15 protein-coding genes are annotated in these 14,642 nt (G+C 73.2%); 6 read left to right on the plus strand and 9 right to left on the minus strand.

Going from position 1 to position 14,642, the window contains the following annotated elements:
* Positions 1 to 13: 13 nt before the first annotated feature.
* Positions 14 to 1,132: a glycerate kinase gene (locus ACIRFL_RS30320; RefSeq protein ID WP_404034666.1), complete on the minus strand. Its 1,119-nt coding sequence runs from the start codon at positions 1,130 to 1,132 to the stop codon at positions 14 to 16.
* 176 nt (positions 1,133 to 1,308) lie between these two features.
* On the opposite strand from ACIRFL_RS30320, the gene ACIRFL_RS30325 reads away from it, so the two are divergent.
* Positions 1,309 to 2,382 (plus strand): ADP-ribosylglycohydrolase family protein, encoded by a 1,074-nt coding sequence (locus ACIRFL_RS30325; RefSeq protein WP_404034582.1) that lies wholly within the window; start codon positions 1,309 to 1,311, stop codon positions 2,380 to 2,382.
* A 198-nt stretch (positions 2,383 to 2,580) separates the two neighbouring features.
* Entirely contained in the window at positions 2,581 to 3,108 is a 528-nt protein-coding gene (locus ACIRFL_RS30330) for an NUDIX domain-containing protein (protein WP_404034584.1), read from the plus strand.
* A gap of 295 nt (positions 3,109 to 3,403) precedes the next feature.
* Here ACIRFL_RS30330 and ACIRFL_RS30335 read toward each other — a convergent pair whose 3' ends face one another.
* From ACIRFL_RS30335 to ACIRFL_RS30345, 3 genes are read right to left on the minus strand one after another with little or no spacing between them, the layout of a single operon-like run.
* A complete protein-coding gene (locus tag ACIRFL_RS30335) occupies positions 3,404 to 4,618 on the minus strand; it encodes a cytochrome P450 (protein WP_404034586.1) in 1,215 nt (404 codons plus the stop codon).
* Between the two features lie 32 nt (positions 4,619 to 4,650).
* Entirely contained in the window at positions 4,651 to 6,018 is a 1,368-nt protein-coding gene (locus ACIRFL_RS30340; protein ID WP_404034588.1) for an NAD(P)/FAD-dependent oxidoreductase, read from the minus strand.
* Positions 6,008 to 6,217 carry a ferredoxin gene (locus ACIRFL_RS30345; protein WP_351733724.1) on the minus strand — a complete coding sequence of 70 codons (210 nt, stop codon included), beginning with the start codon at positions 6,215 to 6,217 and terminating at the stop codon, positions 6,008 to 6,010. The genes ACIRFL_RS30340 and ACIRFL_RS30345 overlap by 11 nt, the downstream gene beginning before the upstream one ends.
* 177 nt (positions 6,218 to 6,394) lie before the next feature.
* Between ACIRFL_RS30345 and ACIRFL_RS30350 the strand changes: the two genes are divergently transcribed.
* Positions 6,395 to 7,132 carry an SIR2 family NAD-dependent protein deacylase gene (locus ACIRFL_RS30350; RefSeq protein WP_404034590.1) on the plus strand — a complete coding sequence of 246 codons (738 nt, stop codon included), beginning with the start codon at positions 6,395 to 6,397 and terminating at the stop codon, positions 7,130 to 7,132.
* A 24-nt stretch (positions 7,133 to 7,156) separates the two neighbouring features.
* On the opposite strand, the gene ACIRFL_RS30355 is transcribed toward ACIRFL_RS30350, so the two are convergent.
* From ACIRFL_RS30355 to ACIRFL_RS30375, 5 genes are all read right to left on the minus strand, one after another.
* Entirely contained in the window at positions 7,157 to 7,651 is a 495-nt protein-coding gene (locus tag ACIRFL_RS30355) for a hypothetical protein (protein ID WP_404034592.1), read from the minus strand.
* A complete protein-coding gene (locus ACIRFL_RS30360) occupies positions 7,648 to 8,352 on the minus strand; it encodes a pentapeptide repeat-containing protein (RefSeq protein ID WP_404034594.1) in 705 nt (234 codons plus the stop codon). The genes ACIRFL_RS30355 and ACIRFL_RS30360 overlap by 4 nt, the downstream gene beginning before the upstream one ends.
* A 96-nt stretch (positions 8,353 to 8,448) precedes the next feature.
* On the minus strand, positions 8,449 to 8,931 hold the full coding sequence (locus ACIRFL_RS30365; protein WP_404034596.1) for a methylated-DNA--[protein]-cysteine S-methyltransferase: 483 nt from the start codon (positions 8,929 to 8,931) through the stop codon (positions 8,449 to 8,451).
* Positions 8,932 to 8,940: 9 nt separating this feature from the next.
* A complete protein-coding gene (locus tag ACIRFL_RS30370) occupies positions 8,941 to 10,422 on the minus strand; it encodes an AlkA N-terminal domain-containing protein (RefSeq protein ID WP_404034598.1) in 1,482 nt (493 codons plus the stop codon).
* A 255-nt stretch (positions 10,423 to 10,677) separates the two neighbouring features.
* A complete protein-coding gene (locus ACIRFL_RS30375) occupies positions 10,678 to 11,283 on the minus strand; it encodes a GPP34 family phosphoprotein (RefSeq protein ID WP_404034600.1) in 606 nt (201 codons plus the stop codon).
* A 497-nt stretch (positions 11,284 to 11,780) separates the two neighbouring features.
* Here ACIRFL_RS30375 and ACIRFL_RS30380 point away from each other — a divergent pair, with 497 nt between their 5' ends.
* The 3 genes from ACIRFL_RS30380 to ACIRFL_RS30390 all read left to right on the plus strand — a co-directional run bounded on the left by ACIRFL_RS30380 (position 11,781) and on the right by ACIRFL_RS30390 (position 14,283).
* Positions 11,781 to 12,878 carry a PP2C family protein-serine/threonine phosphatase gene (locus ACIRFL_RS30380; protein WP_404034602.1) on the plus strand — a complete coding sequence of 366 codons (1,098 nt, stop codon included), beginning with the start codon at positions 11,781 to 11,783 and terminating at the stop codon, positions 12,876 to 12,878.
* 78 nt (positions 12,879 to 12,956) lie between these two features.
* Complete coding sequence (locus ACIRFL_RS30385) at positions 12,957 to 13,544, plus strand: RNA polymerase sigma factor (RefSeq protein ID WP_404034604.1); 588 nt, start codon at positions 12,957 to 12,959, stop codon at positions 13,542 to 13,544.
* A complete protein-coding gene (locus ACIRFL_RS30390; protein WP_404034606.1) occupies positions 13,534 to 14,283 on the plus strand; it encodes an anti-sigma factor family protein in 750 nt (249 codons plus the stop codon). The genes ACIRFL_RS30385 and ACIRFL_RS30390 overlap by 11 nt, the downstream gene beginning before the upstream one ends.
* The last annotated feature ends 359 nt before the right edge of the window (positions 14,284 to 14,642 follow it).

A 14,642-nucleotide genomic window follows, 5' to 3' on the forward strand; every position in this document is an offset into this window, starting at 1 on the left:
AGGTGCCGGTGTCTCAGAGCAGGAAGTCGTGCGCGATGCGGGTGGCGAGCTGTTCCAGGAGCGGGCCCGCGTCCGCCATGGACCGGGACACGTCCGGCTCGACCTCCGTCAGCGCGTACGCCCGCCGGATCCCTGCCAGGCCCAGCGCCCGCGGCGACAAAGCCAGCCGGCCGCACACCGCGACCACCTCCTTGCCCGCCGCGTGGGCCGCCGCGGCGACCCCGGCCGGGGCCTTGCCGTGCAGGGTCTGCTCGTCCAGGGAACCCTCGCCGGTGATCACCAGCGTGGCCCGGTCCAGCGCGGGCGCGAAACCCAGCACGTCCAGCATGACCTCGATACCGGGACGGAACCGCGCCCCCAGGAGCAGCGCCCCGTACCCGATGCCGCCCGCGGCGCCCGCCCCGGGTGCCGCCGCGCACCCGGCCGCCCGCGGCCCGACCGCGGCCTCCAGCACCTTCGCGTAGTGCGCGAGCGCGGCGTCCAGCGCGACCACGTCGTCCGGCGACGCCCCTTTCTGCGGCCCGTACACGGCGGGCGCGCCCTTCGGGCCGGTCAGCGGATTGTCCACGTCACTGGCGAGCACCAGCTCGACCTCGGCGAGCCGCGGGTCGAGACCGGACAGATCGGCCCGCGCCAGCTCGGCCAGCCCGCCGCCGCCCGGCGCCACCGGTTCGCCGTCCCCGTCCAGGAACCGCGCGCCGAGCGCGGACAGCATCCCGGCCCCGCCGTCGGTCGTCGCGCTGCCGCCCACGCCGAACACGATCGTCCGGGCGCCCGCGTCCAGCGCGGCCCGCAGCAACTCACCGGAGCCGTACGTGGATGCCGTGAGCGGCGCGAACACTCCGGCCGGCAGCCGTTGCAGGCCGCTGGCCTCCGCCATCTCCACGACCGCGGTGTCGCCGCGCAGCGCGAACGCCGCCGTCACCCGCTCACCGAGCGGCCCGGCGACCAGCGCCGGCCGCCGCTCGAAACCGGCCGCGACCGCCGCGGCCACCGTCCCGTCGCCGCCGTCGGCCACGGGCAGCGCCTCCACCTCAAGCTCCGGCACGACCCGGCGCAGCCCGGCCGTCACCCGCTCGGCGACCTGTGCGGCCGTCAGCGAGCCCTTGAACTTGTCCGCGGCGACGAGCACCCGCCGGGTCCCCTGCACTGCAGCGTCCGCCACTTTCCACCCCTTGCTCTCCGGGCCCGCACGTCGGGGCCAGTCGCGCCGCTGCGACCTTAACGGGCGGACGGCCGGGCCGTCATGCCCCGGGCGTGCCCCCGAACGCCGCGTGGCGGCGCGCCGGAATCGGGTAGACCGATGCCATGACCCCTGTGCGCAGCGAACCCCGACTCGCCGACCGTGTCCTCGGCGGCTGGCTGGGCCGGATCGCGGGCAACATGCTCGGCAAGCCGGTCGAGCGCGGCGATCTGTGGACGCGCGACCGCATCGACCGCTATCTGCGGCGGGCGGACGCCCTGCCGCTCACCGACTACCTCCCCGAGCCCGCGGACGAGCGCGACCGCGCCGCGCTGCGCCCGGAGTGGCCGAGCTGTGTGCGCGGCCGGGTCCACGGCAGCTGCCGCGACGACGACGTCGACTACGCGATCCTCGGCCTGCATCTGCTGGAGACCCACGGCTTCGGCTTCAGCACCGAGCAGGTCGGCGAGGTGTGGCTGCTCAGGCTGCCGTATCTGCAGACGTTCACCGCGGAACGGGCGGCCTACCGCAATCTCACGGACGGGCTGAAGCCGCCGCTGACGGCGACGTACGACAACCCCTACCAGGAGTGGATCGGCGCGCTGATCCGCGCCGACATCCACGGCTGGACCCATCCGGGCGCCCCGCGCCGGGCCGCCGCGCTGGCCCGCCGCGACGCCGTGCTGTCGCACACCGGCAACGGGGTGTACGGCGCGATGTGGGCGGCGGCGCTGATCTCCGCGGCGTTCACGGCGCCGACCGTGCGGCACGCGGTCGAGGACGCGCTCGCCGTGATCCCGGCGAGCAGCAGACTGGCCCGCACCGTGCGCCGGGTCGTCTCGCTCCACGAGACCCGCATGTCCTGGGAGGACACCCTGTCCACGGTGGCGCGGGAGACCGCGGGGCTCGGCTGGATCCACACGGTCCCGAACGTGGCCGTGCTCACCGCCGGACTCCTGTACGGCGAGGGCGACTTCACCCGCACCATCGCGCTCACGGTACGCGGCGGACTGGACACCGACTCCAACGGCGCGACCGCCGGTTCGGTGGCGGGCGTCCTGACCGGTGCGGCGGCCATCCCGAACCACTGGAAGGACCCGCTGGAGGACACGGTCCGCAGCGCCGTGTTCGGCTTCGACGGGGCGAGCATCACCGACCTCGCCGAACGCACCCTCCGGCTGGCCGCTTCGGCGACCTGAGCGCTCCGCTGGAGATGCCGCGATATGCCGTCGGTCGTCTGCGGCACCGTTGTGGCTGGTCGCTCCCCCAAGTTCTCGGCTTCGCTCGAACAGGAGGGACCCCCATCGCGGCGGAGCCGCATATCGATACAGCCCCGCGCCCCTTCGGGGCGCTGTCGCGGCCGACGAGCGGCCGGGCGGGCTGGTTACGCTTCGCAGATGGCCATCACACAAGACTTCGCCACATACATCGCGGGCCTGCCCCGGGTGCTCGCCGGGGCCGCCGTCCTGTTCCGCGACACCGAGGGGCGTGTGCTGCTCGTCGAGCCCAACTACCGTCCGGGCTGGGCGCTTCCGGGCGGCACGGTCGAGTCCGACGACGGCGAGACGCCACGCCAGGGTGCGCGCCGGGAGACGGCCGAGGAGATCGGTCTCGACGTCACGCCGGGCCGACTGCTCGCCGTGGACTGGGTGCACGGCACGGGACGTCCGCCGCTGGTCGCCTACCTGTACGACGGCGGTGTCCTGACCGCGGACGACCTCGGCTCGATCCGGCTCCAGGAGGAGGAGTTGCTGTCGTGGCGGCTGGTCCCCCGCGCGGAACTGGCCGACCATCTCGACGGCGCCCTGGGCCGCCGCGTCCAGGTCGCCCTGGACGTACTAGCCGACGACACGGGCGCGGCCGAGTTGGAGAACGGCCACCGGGTGGGGCTGACCCCGCTCGGCAAACGGCCGCGGCACGAGTGAAGGAGCGGAACCTCAGAGGGGCGCGGGGAACTGCGCGACCAGCCACAACACACCGGCAGACGGCCACCGGGTTCGGCAGGCATGCGGCACCCATGAAGGGGCGGCACCGCAGAGGGGCGCGGGGAACTGCGCGACCAGCCACAACGACGCCGCACCCGCCCACCGACGCACCGCCCCACGGCGATCAGCCGCCCCGCCAAGTCGCACAGCGCCACCGCGGGGAACCGCGCGATCTACGACACCCCACGACGAACCGCCGGACCCGGCACACCGCACATATGAAGGAGCCGTGTCATCAGCCCCGGCCGAACCCCAGAGGGAGATGGCGGGGACCGCGGAGCATGGCGTTGGTCCGGTAGGGCGGCGGGTCCTGCACCAGGGTCGCGCTGCCGAGCAAGGGCAGCAGCGCGGCCAGCGCGGTCTGGGCCTCGATGCGGGCGAGCGGGGCGCCGTAGCAGAGGTGGACGCCGCTGCCGAAGCCGAGGTGTTCGTTGTCGCGGCGGGTGGGGTCGAACCGGTCGGGGTCGGGGAAGCGCAGCGGGTCGCGGTTGCCCGATGCCATCGCGAGCACCACCGGGGTGCCCTTGGGCAGGGTGGTGCCCGCGATGTCCACGTCGGCGAGCGGGATGCGCTCGCGCATGTGGACCGGGGGCTCGTAGCGCAGCAGTTCCTCCACCGTGCGCGGCAGCAGGCCCGGATCGCGGCGCAGCACGTCGAGTTGGCCGGGCCGGCGCAGCAGGGTGAGGACGCCGTTGGTGATCAGGTTGACGGTGGTCTCGTGTCCGGCGATGAGCAGCAGCACGGCGGTCGACGCCAGTTCGTCGGGGGTCAACCGCTGCACGGGGTCGGGTTCGTTGACGAAGGCGGACAGCAGGTCGCCGGTCGGCCGGCCGCGGCGCTGGTCGGCGAGGTCGAGCAGATAGTGGCCCATCTCCTGGCGGGCCTGCATGGCCGCCTTGTCCGGCTGGTGGGTGTCCTCCTCGGGTCCGATGTCGGCGGAGGCGACGAGCACGTCGGTCCATTCGCGGAACCTCGGCTCGTCCTTGCGCGGGACGCCCAGCAGCCGGCAGATGACGGTGACGGGCAGCGGGTAGGCGAAGTCGTCGACGATGTCGACCCGTTCGCGGCCCCGAAGCGACTCGGTGAGTTCCTCGGTGATCCGGGTGATCTCGCCGCGCAGGGCGTCGATGCGGGCCGGGCTGTGCGGCGGGCCGAACGGCCGCATGGCGAGGGTGCGCAGCCGGTGGTGCTCGGGGTCGTCGAGCCGCAGGAACGGCGGCTTCGGCTGCTCACCGGCCGGCTCGGGCGCCCCGGTGGTGCGGCTGCGCCGGTCCGCGCTGATCCGCGGGTCGTGCAGCAGGGCCAGGATCTCGTGGTAGGTGCCGACCAGGTGACTGCCGTCCGCCTGCCGCACCACGGGGCCGGCCTCCCGCAGTTCCGCGTACAGCGGCCACGGGTCGGGGCGGTTGGCGTAGTCGGTGATCCGCTCCAGCAGGGTCTCGGCGGTCATGGGGGCTCCTCGTGGACGGGCGGGGCGACGGGTCACCGGGTGGGCCGCATCATGACCAGTCGGCGGTCCGGCAGATGACCGGTGAGGGCGACGGTGGGTCCGTGGGAGAGGCCGCTCGGATCCGGCACGTCGGAGGGCACCGGTACCTCGGCCGCCGGCCCGCGGTCGGAGGCGCCGGGCGGGGGCGGGAACGGCGCGGCGGTCTCGATCAGGTTCCGGTAGTACTCCAGCGACTTGGCCATGTCGACGGTGACCGCGGCGGTCACCCGGCCTCGGAAGCCGTACACCATCGCGAGCCGGCGTGCCTGCAACGAGCCCTGGGCGATGACGACTTCGTCGGAGAAGGTGGGCACGCCCACGGACTTGATGTTGAGCCCGAACTGGCTCGACCAGAAGGTGGGAACCGTCAGATGCGGGCGCCGCTCGGGTTCCGGACTGACCATGTTGTGGGCGGCGACCTCCGCCTGGTCCACCGCGTTGCGCCAGTGCTCGAGCGAGAGCAACTGGTAGTCGAAGAGAGGGTGCGGGAAGCGGGAGACGTCGCCGGCCACGAACACGTCGTCGGTGACGAGCCCGTACATGGTGAAGGCGCGGCACCCGGCGTCGCAGGCGATGCCGCGCGGCCCGGCGGCCAGCCCGGAGTCCGCGAGCCATTCGACGTTGCGGACCGCCCCCATGGCGACGACGCACACGTCCGCGTCGACGTGGCTGCCGTCGGAGAGGTCGGCGCCGGTGAAGTGGCGCTCGCCGCGCAGCGCGGTGACGGTGACCCCGCAGCGCAGGTCCACGCCGTGGTTGCGCTGCATGGCGGCGGCGAGCTTGGCCAGCGTCCCGCCGAGCGCGCCCACCAGCGGTGCCGGTCCGCGTTCGGTGACGGTGACCGCGATGCCCCGTTCCCGGCAGGCCGAGGCGATCTCGGAGCCGGTGAAGCCCCCGCCGATCACCAGGACCCGGCGCGGTCCCGCGTTCAGCCGCTCCGCCAGTTGTTCCGCGTCGTCGCTGGTACGCAGGGTGAACACGCCGTCCAGGGCCGCCTCCTGCGGATGGGGCCACGGCCGGGCCCGCGTTCCGGTGGCGATCAGCACCCTGTCGTACGGCAGTGACTCACCGTCGGCCAGCAGCACCCGTTTGCGGACCGTGTCCAGTCCGGTGGCACGCACACCGAGCCGCCACTCGGCCTGGGGATCGCGGCGCACGGGCAGCCCGGTGGAGTGGGCCGGGACCTTGCCGAACAGGACCTGTTTGGACAGCGGGGGCCGGTCGTAGGGCGGATGGGGCTCGTCCCCGACGATGGTCAGCGGGCCGGTGAAGCCCTCCTCGCGCAGCGTCTCCGCGGCCCTCAGCCCGGCCAGCGACGCGCCGACGACGACGATCCTGCTCCGCAGGAGGTCAGCGGGCACCGGGGTTCACCTCCTCGCCCAGCAGGATGGCCTGCACGGGACAGGCCGCCGCTGCCTGACGGGCGCGTTCGCGTTGCCCTTCGGGAACGGCCGGGTGGTACAGCAGCGCCTCCTCGTCGTGCAGCGTGAACACCTCCGGGGCGAGGAAGACGCACTGCGCATAGCCCTGGCAACGGGTGAGGTCCACCACGATCTGCATCGCTGGTCGCTCCCTCCGGCAGGCCGGCCCCTCATTCCTTTGTAGTCCCGGCGGGCACCGAGCGCTCGCCGGGACGGGAGCCGGCCGGGCGGGCGGGCCCGTCACGCCGGTGCGGCGGAACGGCCGCTGCCCCCAAATCGGTTCGCTCCGCGGGGATGCGCGTCCTACGCTCGCCCCATGACCAAGCCCCTCGTGGCCATCCTCAGCGGCGCGGGTGTCTCCACGGATTCCGGTATCCCCGACTACCGCGGGCCGAACGGCCTGTGGCGGCGCGATCCCGAGGCCGAGAAGCTCGTGACGTACGACTTCTACATGCGCGATCCGGAGATCCGGCGGCGGTCCTGGCAGATGCGGCGCCAGAACCGCGCGCTGCACGCGGAGCCGAACGCCGCGCACCGTGCCGTGGCCGAGTTGGAGCGCTCCGGGATTCCGGTGCGGGTGATCACCCAGAACGTGGACGGTCTGCACCAGCTCGCCGGCCTGTCCGCCCGCAAGGTGCTCGAACTGCACGGCACGGCGCGCAGTGTGGTGTGTACGTCGTGCCATGCGCGCGGGCCGATGGCGGACGCCCTCGCCCGCATCGAGGCCGGTGAGGAGGATCCGCCGTGCCTGGAGTGCGGCGGGATCCTGAAGTCGGCGACCGTGATGTTCGGTGAGCGGCTGGATCCGGTGGTGCTCGGCGAGGCCCTGGCGATCGCCAGGGCGTGCACCCTGTTCGTCGCGGTGGGCAGCAGTCTGCGGGTCCAGCCGGCCGCGAGCCTGGCCGGTGTGGCCGCCGACGGCGGGGCCCGGCTGATCATCGTCAACGCCGAGCCGACGCCGTACGACGACCGCGCTCAGGAGGTCGTCCGCGAGCCGATCGGCACGGCCCTGCCGGCGCTGCTGGCCCGGGTGCGGGAGGGCGGCGCCGGCTGACCCGGCCGCGGTCGCCCGGCGCCGTCACCGGCGGTGTTCCCGGTGCGCGCGGACGGCGTCCAGCCAGTCGCCGGTGCCGGTGCCCGGCGGGGTCAGCCGCGTTCCGCGTACCCGCGCGTTCCATGTCTGCGGCTGGAAGACCCCTTCGGCCACATCGTCCTCGGGGGCGACGAGGACCGGCAGGGACCGGGCCACCGCCATCCCGGCCTCCAGTTGCAGCCACGGCGAGGTCCAGCAGCGCGCGGACCGGTTCTCCTCCTCGGTGTCCGGGCGCCACACCGCGTCGGGTGCGTGCAACTGCCGGAAGCCGAGCAGCACCACGCCGTCGACCTGCGCGAGCAGTCGGGGCAGGGTGTGCCAGGGGTCGTCGCCGTGGCCGTCCCGGCCCAGACGGATCACCTCGAACGGCTGCTGTCCGAGCCAGCCGGCCCAGCGGTCCAGTGTGGATTGCTGGGCCGGGGTGAGGATGGACGGCGCCCCGAGGAAGACGCGGGCGGGTCTCAGATCGCGGTGCGTCATGCGGTGTCTTCGCTCGTCACTCTTCCCTGGGCGTCCAGTCGGCTCGCTATGTCCGCGGGCACGTCCACGGCCTCGGAGAACTGCGCGCCGTCGAGCCGGGCCCCGGTGAAGTTGGCGCCGGCCAGCCGGGTTTCGCGGAAGTCCGCGCCGACCAGGACGGCGTCGACGAGTACGGCGTCGACGAGTGTGGCGCGGTAGAAGACCGCCCGCGCCGCGGTGACGCCGCGCAGGGAGGCGCCGGTCAGATCGGCCTCGAACAGGTCGGCGTCGCTGAGGTCGACGACCTTCTTGTCGCCTTCCCGGCTGCCGAGATAGGAGCGGGCCAGGTTGCAGCCCTGCAGGTCGGCGCCGGACAGGGACGGTGCGTAGCGCAGTCCGTCGGCGAGGACCTTCTGGATCTGGCCCGTCTCGGACTTGCGCAGCAGTCCGGCGATCACGGCGACCGCCTCGTTGGCGTAGGGGGTGCGGCCCGCGCCCTGCTCGGAGTTGTTGTCGAAGAACCGGCGCATCAGGATCGCCGCGGCCATCTGCTGCGTCGTGTTGTCCGACGCCAGGGACTCCACCACGTCCTTGAACGCCGCGCCGACCGCGGCCGATCTGTCCCGCTTGCGCTGGAAGTTCAGCACCCCGAGGACGCTGACGCCCACCGTGACGAACGTGCCGAGGATTCCGGTCCAGACCTGCACGTCACTGGCCGACATACCACCCCTAGCGTCGTGGCCGCGTTTGTTCTGCGCGTGACCCTACAAGGTGCGAGGCGGGGTGCCGGGCCCGAGCGGGCCGGGTCGGCGGCGCGGTCAGAACAGCGCCGTTCCGCGTTCGAAATCGAGGAGGCGCTGCTTGCGTTCCAGGCCGCCGCCGTATCCGGTGAGGCTGCCGTCGGAGCCGACGACACGGTGGCAGGGGACGATGATGCCCACGGGATTGCGGCCGTTGGCGAGGCCGACCGCGCGGGAGGCGTTGGGGTTTCCCAGGGCGTCGGCGAGGTCGCCGTAGGTGCGGGTCTCGCCGTACGGGATCTTCGTCAGCTGTTCCCAGACGCTGCGCTGGAACGGGGTTCCGTGCAGCCGCAGTTGCAGGGTGAACTCCGTCAACTCACCCGCGAAATAGGCCGCCAGCTGTTCCTCGGCCGCGCCGAAGGATGTGTCGTCGCGGGCGCCGAAGGTCTCCTCGGGCGGGCGGTGGCGCTGTTCGCTCATGTAGAGCCCGCACAGGGTGCCGTCGTCGGCGACGAGGGTGAGAGGGCCGTACGGGCTGTCGATCACGGTGTGCTGTTTCACGGGATGTCCTTACACCGGCAGGAAGTTGATGGGGTGGCTGTCCGTCGCCCACAGGTACTGGACCGCGTACGCCCGCCAGGGCCGCCAGGCCGCGGCCCGCGCGGTGAGCGCGGCCGGGGTGGCGGGCAGGCCCAACTCCTGGGCGGCGCGCCGGATTCCGAGGTCGGTGGCGAGGAAGGCGTCGGGGTCGCCGAGGGCCCGCATGGCGATGACGTCGACCGTCCAGGGGCCGAAGCCGGGCAGGGCGAGCAGCCGGGTCCGGGCCTCTGACCAGTCGCTCTCCACGCCCAGGTGGAGTGTGCCGTCGGCGAGTTGACGCACAAGGGTGGTGAAGGTGGTGCGCCGGGTGCGGGGCATCGCCAGCGACTCCGGGTCGAGCACGGCCAGTGCCTCGGGCGCGGGGAACAGATGGGTGAGGCCGCCCTCGGGATCGTCGACGGGCTCGCCGTACGCGGTGACCAGACGGGCGGCGTGGGTGCGGGCGGCGGCCGTGGAGACCTGCTGGCCGAGGACCGCGCGGATGGCGAACTCGGCCGCGTCCACGGTGCGCGGCACACGGCGCCCCGGCGCCTTGTCGATCAGCGGCGCGAGGAGCGGGTCGGTGCGCAGTTGGCCGTCGACCGCGACCGGGTCGGCGTCCAGGTCGAGCAGCCGGCGGCAGCGGCTGCAGGCGACGGTCAGGTCGCGCAGGTCGCTGAGGGTGAGCCGGCAGGCGATGTGGTCGGGTTTCGGGGTGAGCGCCACGATGCCGTGTCCGTAGGGCAGCCGGAGCGTCCTGCGGTAGGCGCCGTCCCGCCACTCCTCCACGCCAGGTACCGCGGTCGCCGCGAGGTGGCCGAAGAGGTTGTCGGGGTTGAGCGGGGCGCGGAACGGCAGGCGCAGGGACAGGACTCCCGGGGTGCCCGGGGTCTGCTTGCGCGGGGCGCGGGCCCGCAGCCCGCTCGGGGAGAGGGCGAACACCTCGCGGACGGTGTCGTTGAAGGCGCGGATCGAGGAGAAGCCGGCCGCGAAGGCGATCTCCGCCATGGGCAGCGGGGTCGTCTCGATGAGGAGCCGGGCGGTCTGGGCGCGCTGGGCCCGGGCGAGCGCGAGGGGGCCCGCGCCGAGTTCGGCGAAGAGCTGGCGTTCGACCTGCCGGGTGCTGTAGCCGAGGCGGGCGGCGAGTCCGGGCACGCCCTCGCGGTCCACGACGCCGTCGGCGATCAGCCGCATGGCGCGGGCCACCAGGTCGGCGCGCTGGTTCCACTCCGGTGAGCCGGGGCTGGTGTCGGGCCGGCAGCGCTTGCAGGCCCGGAATCCGGCCTGCTGGCAGGCGGCGGCGCTCGGGTGGAACGTCATGTTCTCCGCCTTGGGCGGGACGACCGGGCAGCTGGGCCGACAGTAGATGCGGGTGGTCAGGACGGCCGTGAAGAACCAGCCGTCGAACCGCGCGTCCTTGGACCGCACGGCCCGCACACAGCGCTCCCGGTCGAGGTGCATCCCTTTCTGCATGGCTCCAGCATCGGCCACCGGCCGCGGCGGGGCTGGCGAGAATCCGACATCAACGTGCCCTGTGCAGGCGAGCGCCGGATCGCCCTGCGGGCGCCGCGGCGGTGGCGGCCCGGGCCCGGGTGGCTCAGGCCGGCCGGTCCTCGGACAGGATGACGCGGGTCTGGCGGGCGAGGGCGAGCAGTCGGCCGCCGTTGACGGTGACATCCCCGGCCCGTTCTCTTGTTCGAATGCTCGTACGAACGCCCTCGTCCCAGGTCAGGGAGCGCGCCAGATGTTGTCGAAGGCCGCCGTCTCGATGCTGCGTCGCTGCCGCACCGCCTCCAGCTCCACCACCGCGTCGTTCACGGCGGCCAGGACGGACACGACCGTGTCGGGGAGCCCCGCGGGGCCGCCGGCCGGCTCCTCCCGCAGCCCCACGGCGGCGCCCAGCGCGGCCAGCACGGGTTCGGCCGCGGTCCAGCGTTCGGCGGCGCGTCCGCGTTCGGCCGTATCGCCGAGCCGGGTCCGGTCCGTGCGCAGGGAGAGGCGACGGCCGCGTCCCCGGCCGCCGCCCTCGCCCGCCGCCTCCAGGGCGTCCAGATAGGCCGCGGCCAGGTCACGGCCCCGCCGCCACAGCCAGTCCTCGACGGACTCGTACGGCCGCTCACGGACGAGCGCCGACACCGCCTCGTCCAGCAGCGGGTCGCCCATGCCCAGCGGCAGGCCCGGCACGATGCGGTCGCCGTCCAGGCCGATGGCCTCGGCCCGCAGGAGGTCGATCAGTTCGGCCCCCGCGAGGGCCAGCGAGAGGTCGCCCTGTCCTACGGAGCGGTCGGCGGCGGGGGCCAGCGCGACGATCAAGAGGTCTCGCGGTGTGGTCATTTCGACTCCTAGCTGGGAGCTGCGCTGCTTGGGCGGGGTGTTCCGCCGTGGGGCTTCACGCCGTCTGCCTTGTGCGGGTGGTTTGTGGCTGGGCGCGCAGTTCCCCGCGCCCCTATGGGGCGCTGCATCAGCAACCATGCCACCCAGCCGGGGGCGGCTGCCCGGTGTGGGATGACACGCCAGTGGCCGGGTGCGGGTTGTCTGTGGCTGGGCGCGCCGTTCCCCGCGCCCCTTCAGGGCGCTGCCATCAGCAACCATGCCATCCAGCCGGGGGCGGCTGCTCGGTGTGGGGTGGCATATCGGGGGCCGGGTGCGGGTGGTTTGTAGCTGGGCGCGCCGGTCCCCGCGCCCCTTCACGGCGCTGCCACAAGCAACCATGCCATGCCGTCGGCGTGCTTGAGGTGGGGTGGGGGGTCAGTATGGGAGCGGCCGGGGGTGACGGCCGGGAGGTGATGGTGTTGGACGGTCGCAGGCGTGGGCCGGGGCCGGTGGCCTCGATGTGGGAGCACCCGCGGCTCATCACCGCGGGGCTGATGTCCATGCCCGTCGCACTCCTGGTGGTGGACCAGGCGCTGAGCCGGTCCATCAGGCTGGGTTCCCTGATGGTGGGGGCGCCCGCGCTGGCCGCGGTGTTCTGCACACCGCTCGGCGTGGTCGCCGTCATCGCGATCACCCTGCCCTGCGTGGTGCTGGCGGCGGCCGGGAACCTGGCGCTCGGCACGGCGAACTTCTGGGTGCAGCTCACCGCGCTGATGGTCATCTGCATGGGCGCCGTGGGCGCCAGCTGGATCCGCGAGCGCCGCGAGGACGAGCTGGCTCGCACCCGCGCGGTCGCCGAGGTGACCCAGCGGGTCCTGCTCAAGCCCCTGCCGCCCAGCATCGGCGACCTGACCCTCGCCTCGGTCTATCTGGCGGCCAACGAGGACGCCGCCGTCGGCGGGGACCTGTACGCGGTCGCCGACGTCGGCGGCAGGGTGCGGATCCTGATCGGCGACGCGCACGGCAAGGGCCTCGCGGCGGTGGAGACCGCAAGCTACGTGCTGAGCGCGTTCCGCCGCTCCGTACGCCAGCGCGGACCGCTGCACGCCATGGTCACCGACCTCGAAGAGGACTTCAGGGAGGACCTGCGCGATGCCACGGCGGCACAGCAGGACACCACGAGCACGTCCCTCGCCCTGGAGGAGTTCGTCACCGCCATGGTGCTGGAGGTGCCGGAGAAGGGCGAAGGACCCACATTCGTGATCAACTTCGGGCATCCGCCGCCCCTGCTCATCGACCGCGGACGGGTCACCGTGCTGGAGCCCGCGTCCTGCGCGCCGCCGCTCGGACTGGGCGATCTCGACCGCGCGCATCCGCCCGTGGAGACCGTGGACTTCCCGCCCGGCGCCACCCTGCTGCTGTACACGGACGGCGTCGTCGAGGCCCGCAACCGGGCCGGTGACTTCTACCCGCTCGCGGACCGGCTTCCCGGCTGGGCCGGGCTGGGGCCCGCGGCGTTGCTCAGCGCCGTCCACAGCGACCTGCGGCGGTATGTGGGCCGGGGCCTGAGCGACGACGTGACCATGATCGCGCTGCACCGCACCCGTCCGTCGTAGTCACGGAGGGAGACGAGGAATGTGATCTTCCGTGGTGGCCGAACAATCTCTCGCCGAGGGCGCACCGTATGTAGGGATATGCAGAGATTCCGGTTCTCTGCGGGACGCCTCCCGGACGAAGCTCTGCTGTCCGGGCTGGCCACGGGTGACCCGGAGTTGGCCGTCACCTTCGTACGCAGGTTCCAGCACACGGTCTTCGGTGTCGCCGTCGCCGTCACCGGGGACCCGCAGCTCGCCGAGGACGTCGCCCAGCAGACGTTCGAGCGTGCGTGGCGTCATGCCCAGGTCTACGACGCGCGCCGCGGCTCCGTGTCGACCTGGCTGACCACGATCGCCCGCAACCTGGCCATCGACGCCATCCGGACCCGGCGGCCGGAGCCGGTGGCGCCCGAGGACCTGGACACGGTCCTCGGCGCCGTCAGCGAGACTCCGGAGCAGTACGCGCTGGCCGACGAGGCGTCGACCCGGCTGCGGGCCGCGGTGGCCGAGCTACCGCGGGAGCAGGGCCGCGCTCTCGTGATGGCCGGCATCTACGGAATGACGGCCCAGCAGATCGCCGACTGGGAGAGGATCCCGCTGGGTACCGCCAAGACGCGCATCAGGACGGCGATGGGCAAGCTGCGGACCTCACTCGCATCCTCGAAGCGAGGCGACGATGGCCAGTGACGTGACCTGCCGGACGCTGCGGGAGATCGGCGCCGAACTGGCTCTGGGCGTACTGCCCGGCCGGGAACGGGCGGAGGCGGTCGCCCATCTGGACCAGTGTGCGGAGTGCCGGAAGTACATCGAGGAACTGACCTCGGTGAGCGACCGGCTCATCGGGCTGCTCCCGGGCAGCGAGCCGCCGGTGGGCTTCGAGGAGCGGGTGGCGCGCAGGCTGACCGCGGCGGCGCGGGAACGGCGTCCGCCGACGCGGGCCGCCGCCGCGTACCCGAGCCGCCGCAGGCGGATCCGGGTGCGGCTCGCCGCGGCCGCGGCCACCCTCGTCCTGGCCGTCGGATTCGGCGGCTGGGCGATCGGCACGGCGATCGAGGACGTCGTGGCCGGCCCCTCCTCCACGGCCGGGACCAACGGGGGCATGCTCTCCGGAGACCTGGCCTCGGCCACCAGCCCCGGGAAGGCGGTCGGCGAGATCTACGTCCACCCGGGCAGGCCGGGCTGGATCTACATGGCCGTCGACCTGGCCGGCACGGGTGCTCCGCGGGACGGCAAGGTGACCTGTCTGCTGGTGCACAAGGACGGGAGCACGGTACGCGTGGGCACGTTCGCGCTGCGGCACGACGGAACCGGGTACTGGGGCAGCCCGGCCATGGCCGACACCGCCAAACTCTCAGCAGCCAGACTGACCACCCCCGACGGCACAATCCTCGCCACAGCCCACCTGGCAACAGCCGACCAGTCCTAACGCCCCAAAGGGGCGCGGGGACTGCGCGCCCAGCCACAACACCACCCGCCCACCGACGAGCCGCGACCGGCGAGTGACCACCCCGAACAAAACGACACAGGCCCACGACAACGCCCCAAAGGGGCGCGGGGAACTGCACGCTCAACCACAATGACGCCGCACCCACCCACCAACACACCGCCCCACGGCGAATAGGCACCCCCCGCCAACTCGCACAGCGCCACCGCGCTCAACCACAACGACGCCGCACCCACCCACCAACACACCGCCCCACGGCGAATAGGCACCCCCCGCCAACTCGCACAGCGCCACCGCGCTCAACCACAACGACGCCGCACCCACCCACCAACACACCGCCC

Origin of the sequence: Streptomyces sp. NPDC102462, assembly GCF_044765425.1 — a bacterium.
Classification (GTDB): Bacteria; Actinomycetota; Actinomycetes; order Streptomycetales; family Streptomycetaceae; genus Streptomyces.

Bases quoted from the DNA above. Each gene is read 5' to 3' on its own strand.
- ACIRFL_RS30350 (WP_404034590.1), top strand. From the start codon at position 6,395: ATGACCAAGCCCCTCGTGGCCATCCTCAGCGGCGCGGGTGTCTCCACG.
- ACIRFL_RS30380 (WP_404034602.1), top strand. From the start codon at position 11,781: ATGTGGGAGCACCCGCGGCTCATCACCGCGGGGCTGATGTCCATGCCC.
- ACIRFL_RS30345 (WP_351733724.1), bottom strand. From the start codon at position 6,217: ATGCAGATCGTGGTGGACCTCACCCGTTGCCAGGGCTATGCGCAGTGC.
- ACIRFL_RS30335 (WP_404034586.1), bottom strand. From the start codon at position 4,618: ATGACCGCCGAGACCCTGCTGGAGCGGATCACCGACTACGCCAACCGC.
- ACIRFL_RS30325 (WP_404034582.1), top strand. From the start codon at position 1,309: ATGACCCCTGTGCGCAGCGAACCCCGACTCGCCGACCGTGTCCTCGGC.
- ACIRFL_RS30375 (WP_404034600.1), bottom strand. From the start codon at position 11,283: ATGACCACACCGCGAGACCTCTTGATCGTCGCGCTGGCCCCCGCCGCC.
- ACIRFL_RS30370 (WP_404034598.1), bottom strand. From the start codon at position 10,422: ATGCAGAAAGGGATGCACCTCGACCGGGAGCGCTGTGTGCGGGCCGTG.
- ACIRFL_RS30390 (WP_404034606.1), top strand. From the start codon at position 13,534: ATGGCCAGTGACGTGACCTGCCGGACGCTGCGGGAGATCGGCGCCGAA.
- ACIRFL_RS30355 (WP_404034592.1), bottom strand. From the start codon at position 7,651: ATGACGCACCGCGATCTGAGACCCGCCCGCGTCTTCCTCGGGGCGCCG.
- ACIRFL_RS30385 (WP_404034604.1), top strand. From the start codon at position 12,957: ATGCAGAGATTCCGGTTCTCTGCGGGACGCCTCCCGGACGAAGCTCTG.
- ACIRFL_RS30360 (WP_404034594.1), bottom strand. From the start codon at position 8,352: ATGTCGGCCAGTGACGTGCAGGTCTGGACCGGAATCCTCGGCACGTTC.
- ACIRFL_RS30330 (WP_404034584.1), top strand. From the start codon at position 2,581: ATGGCCATCACACAAGACTTCGCCACATACATCGCGGGCCTGCCCCGG.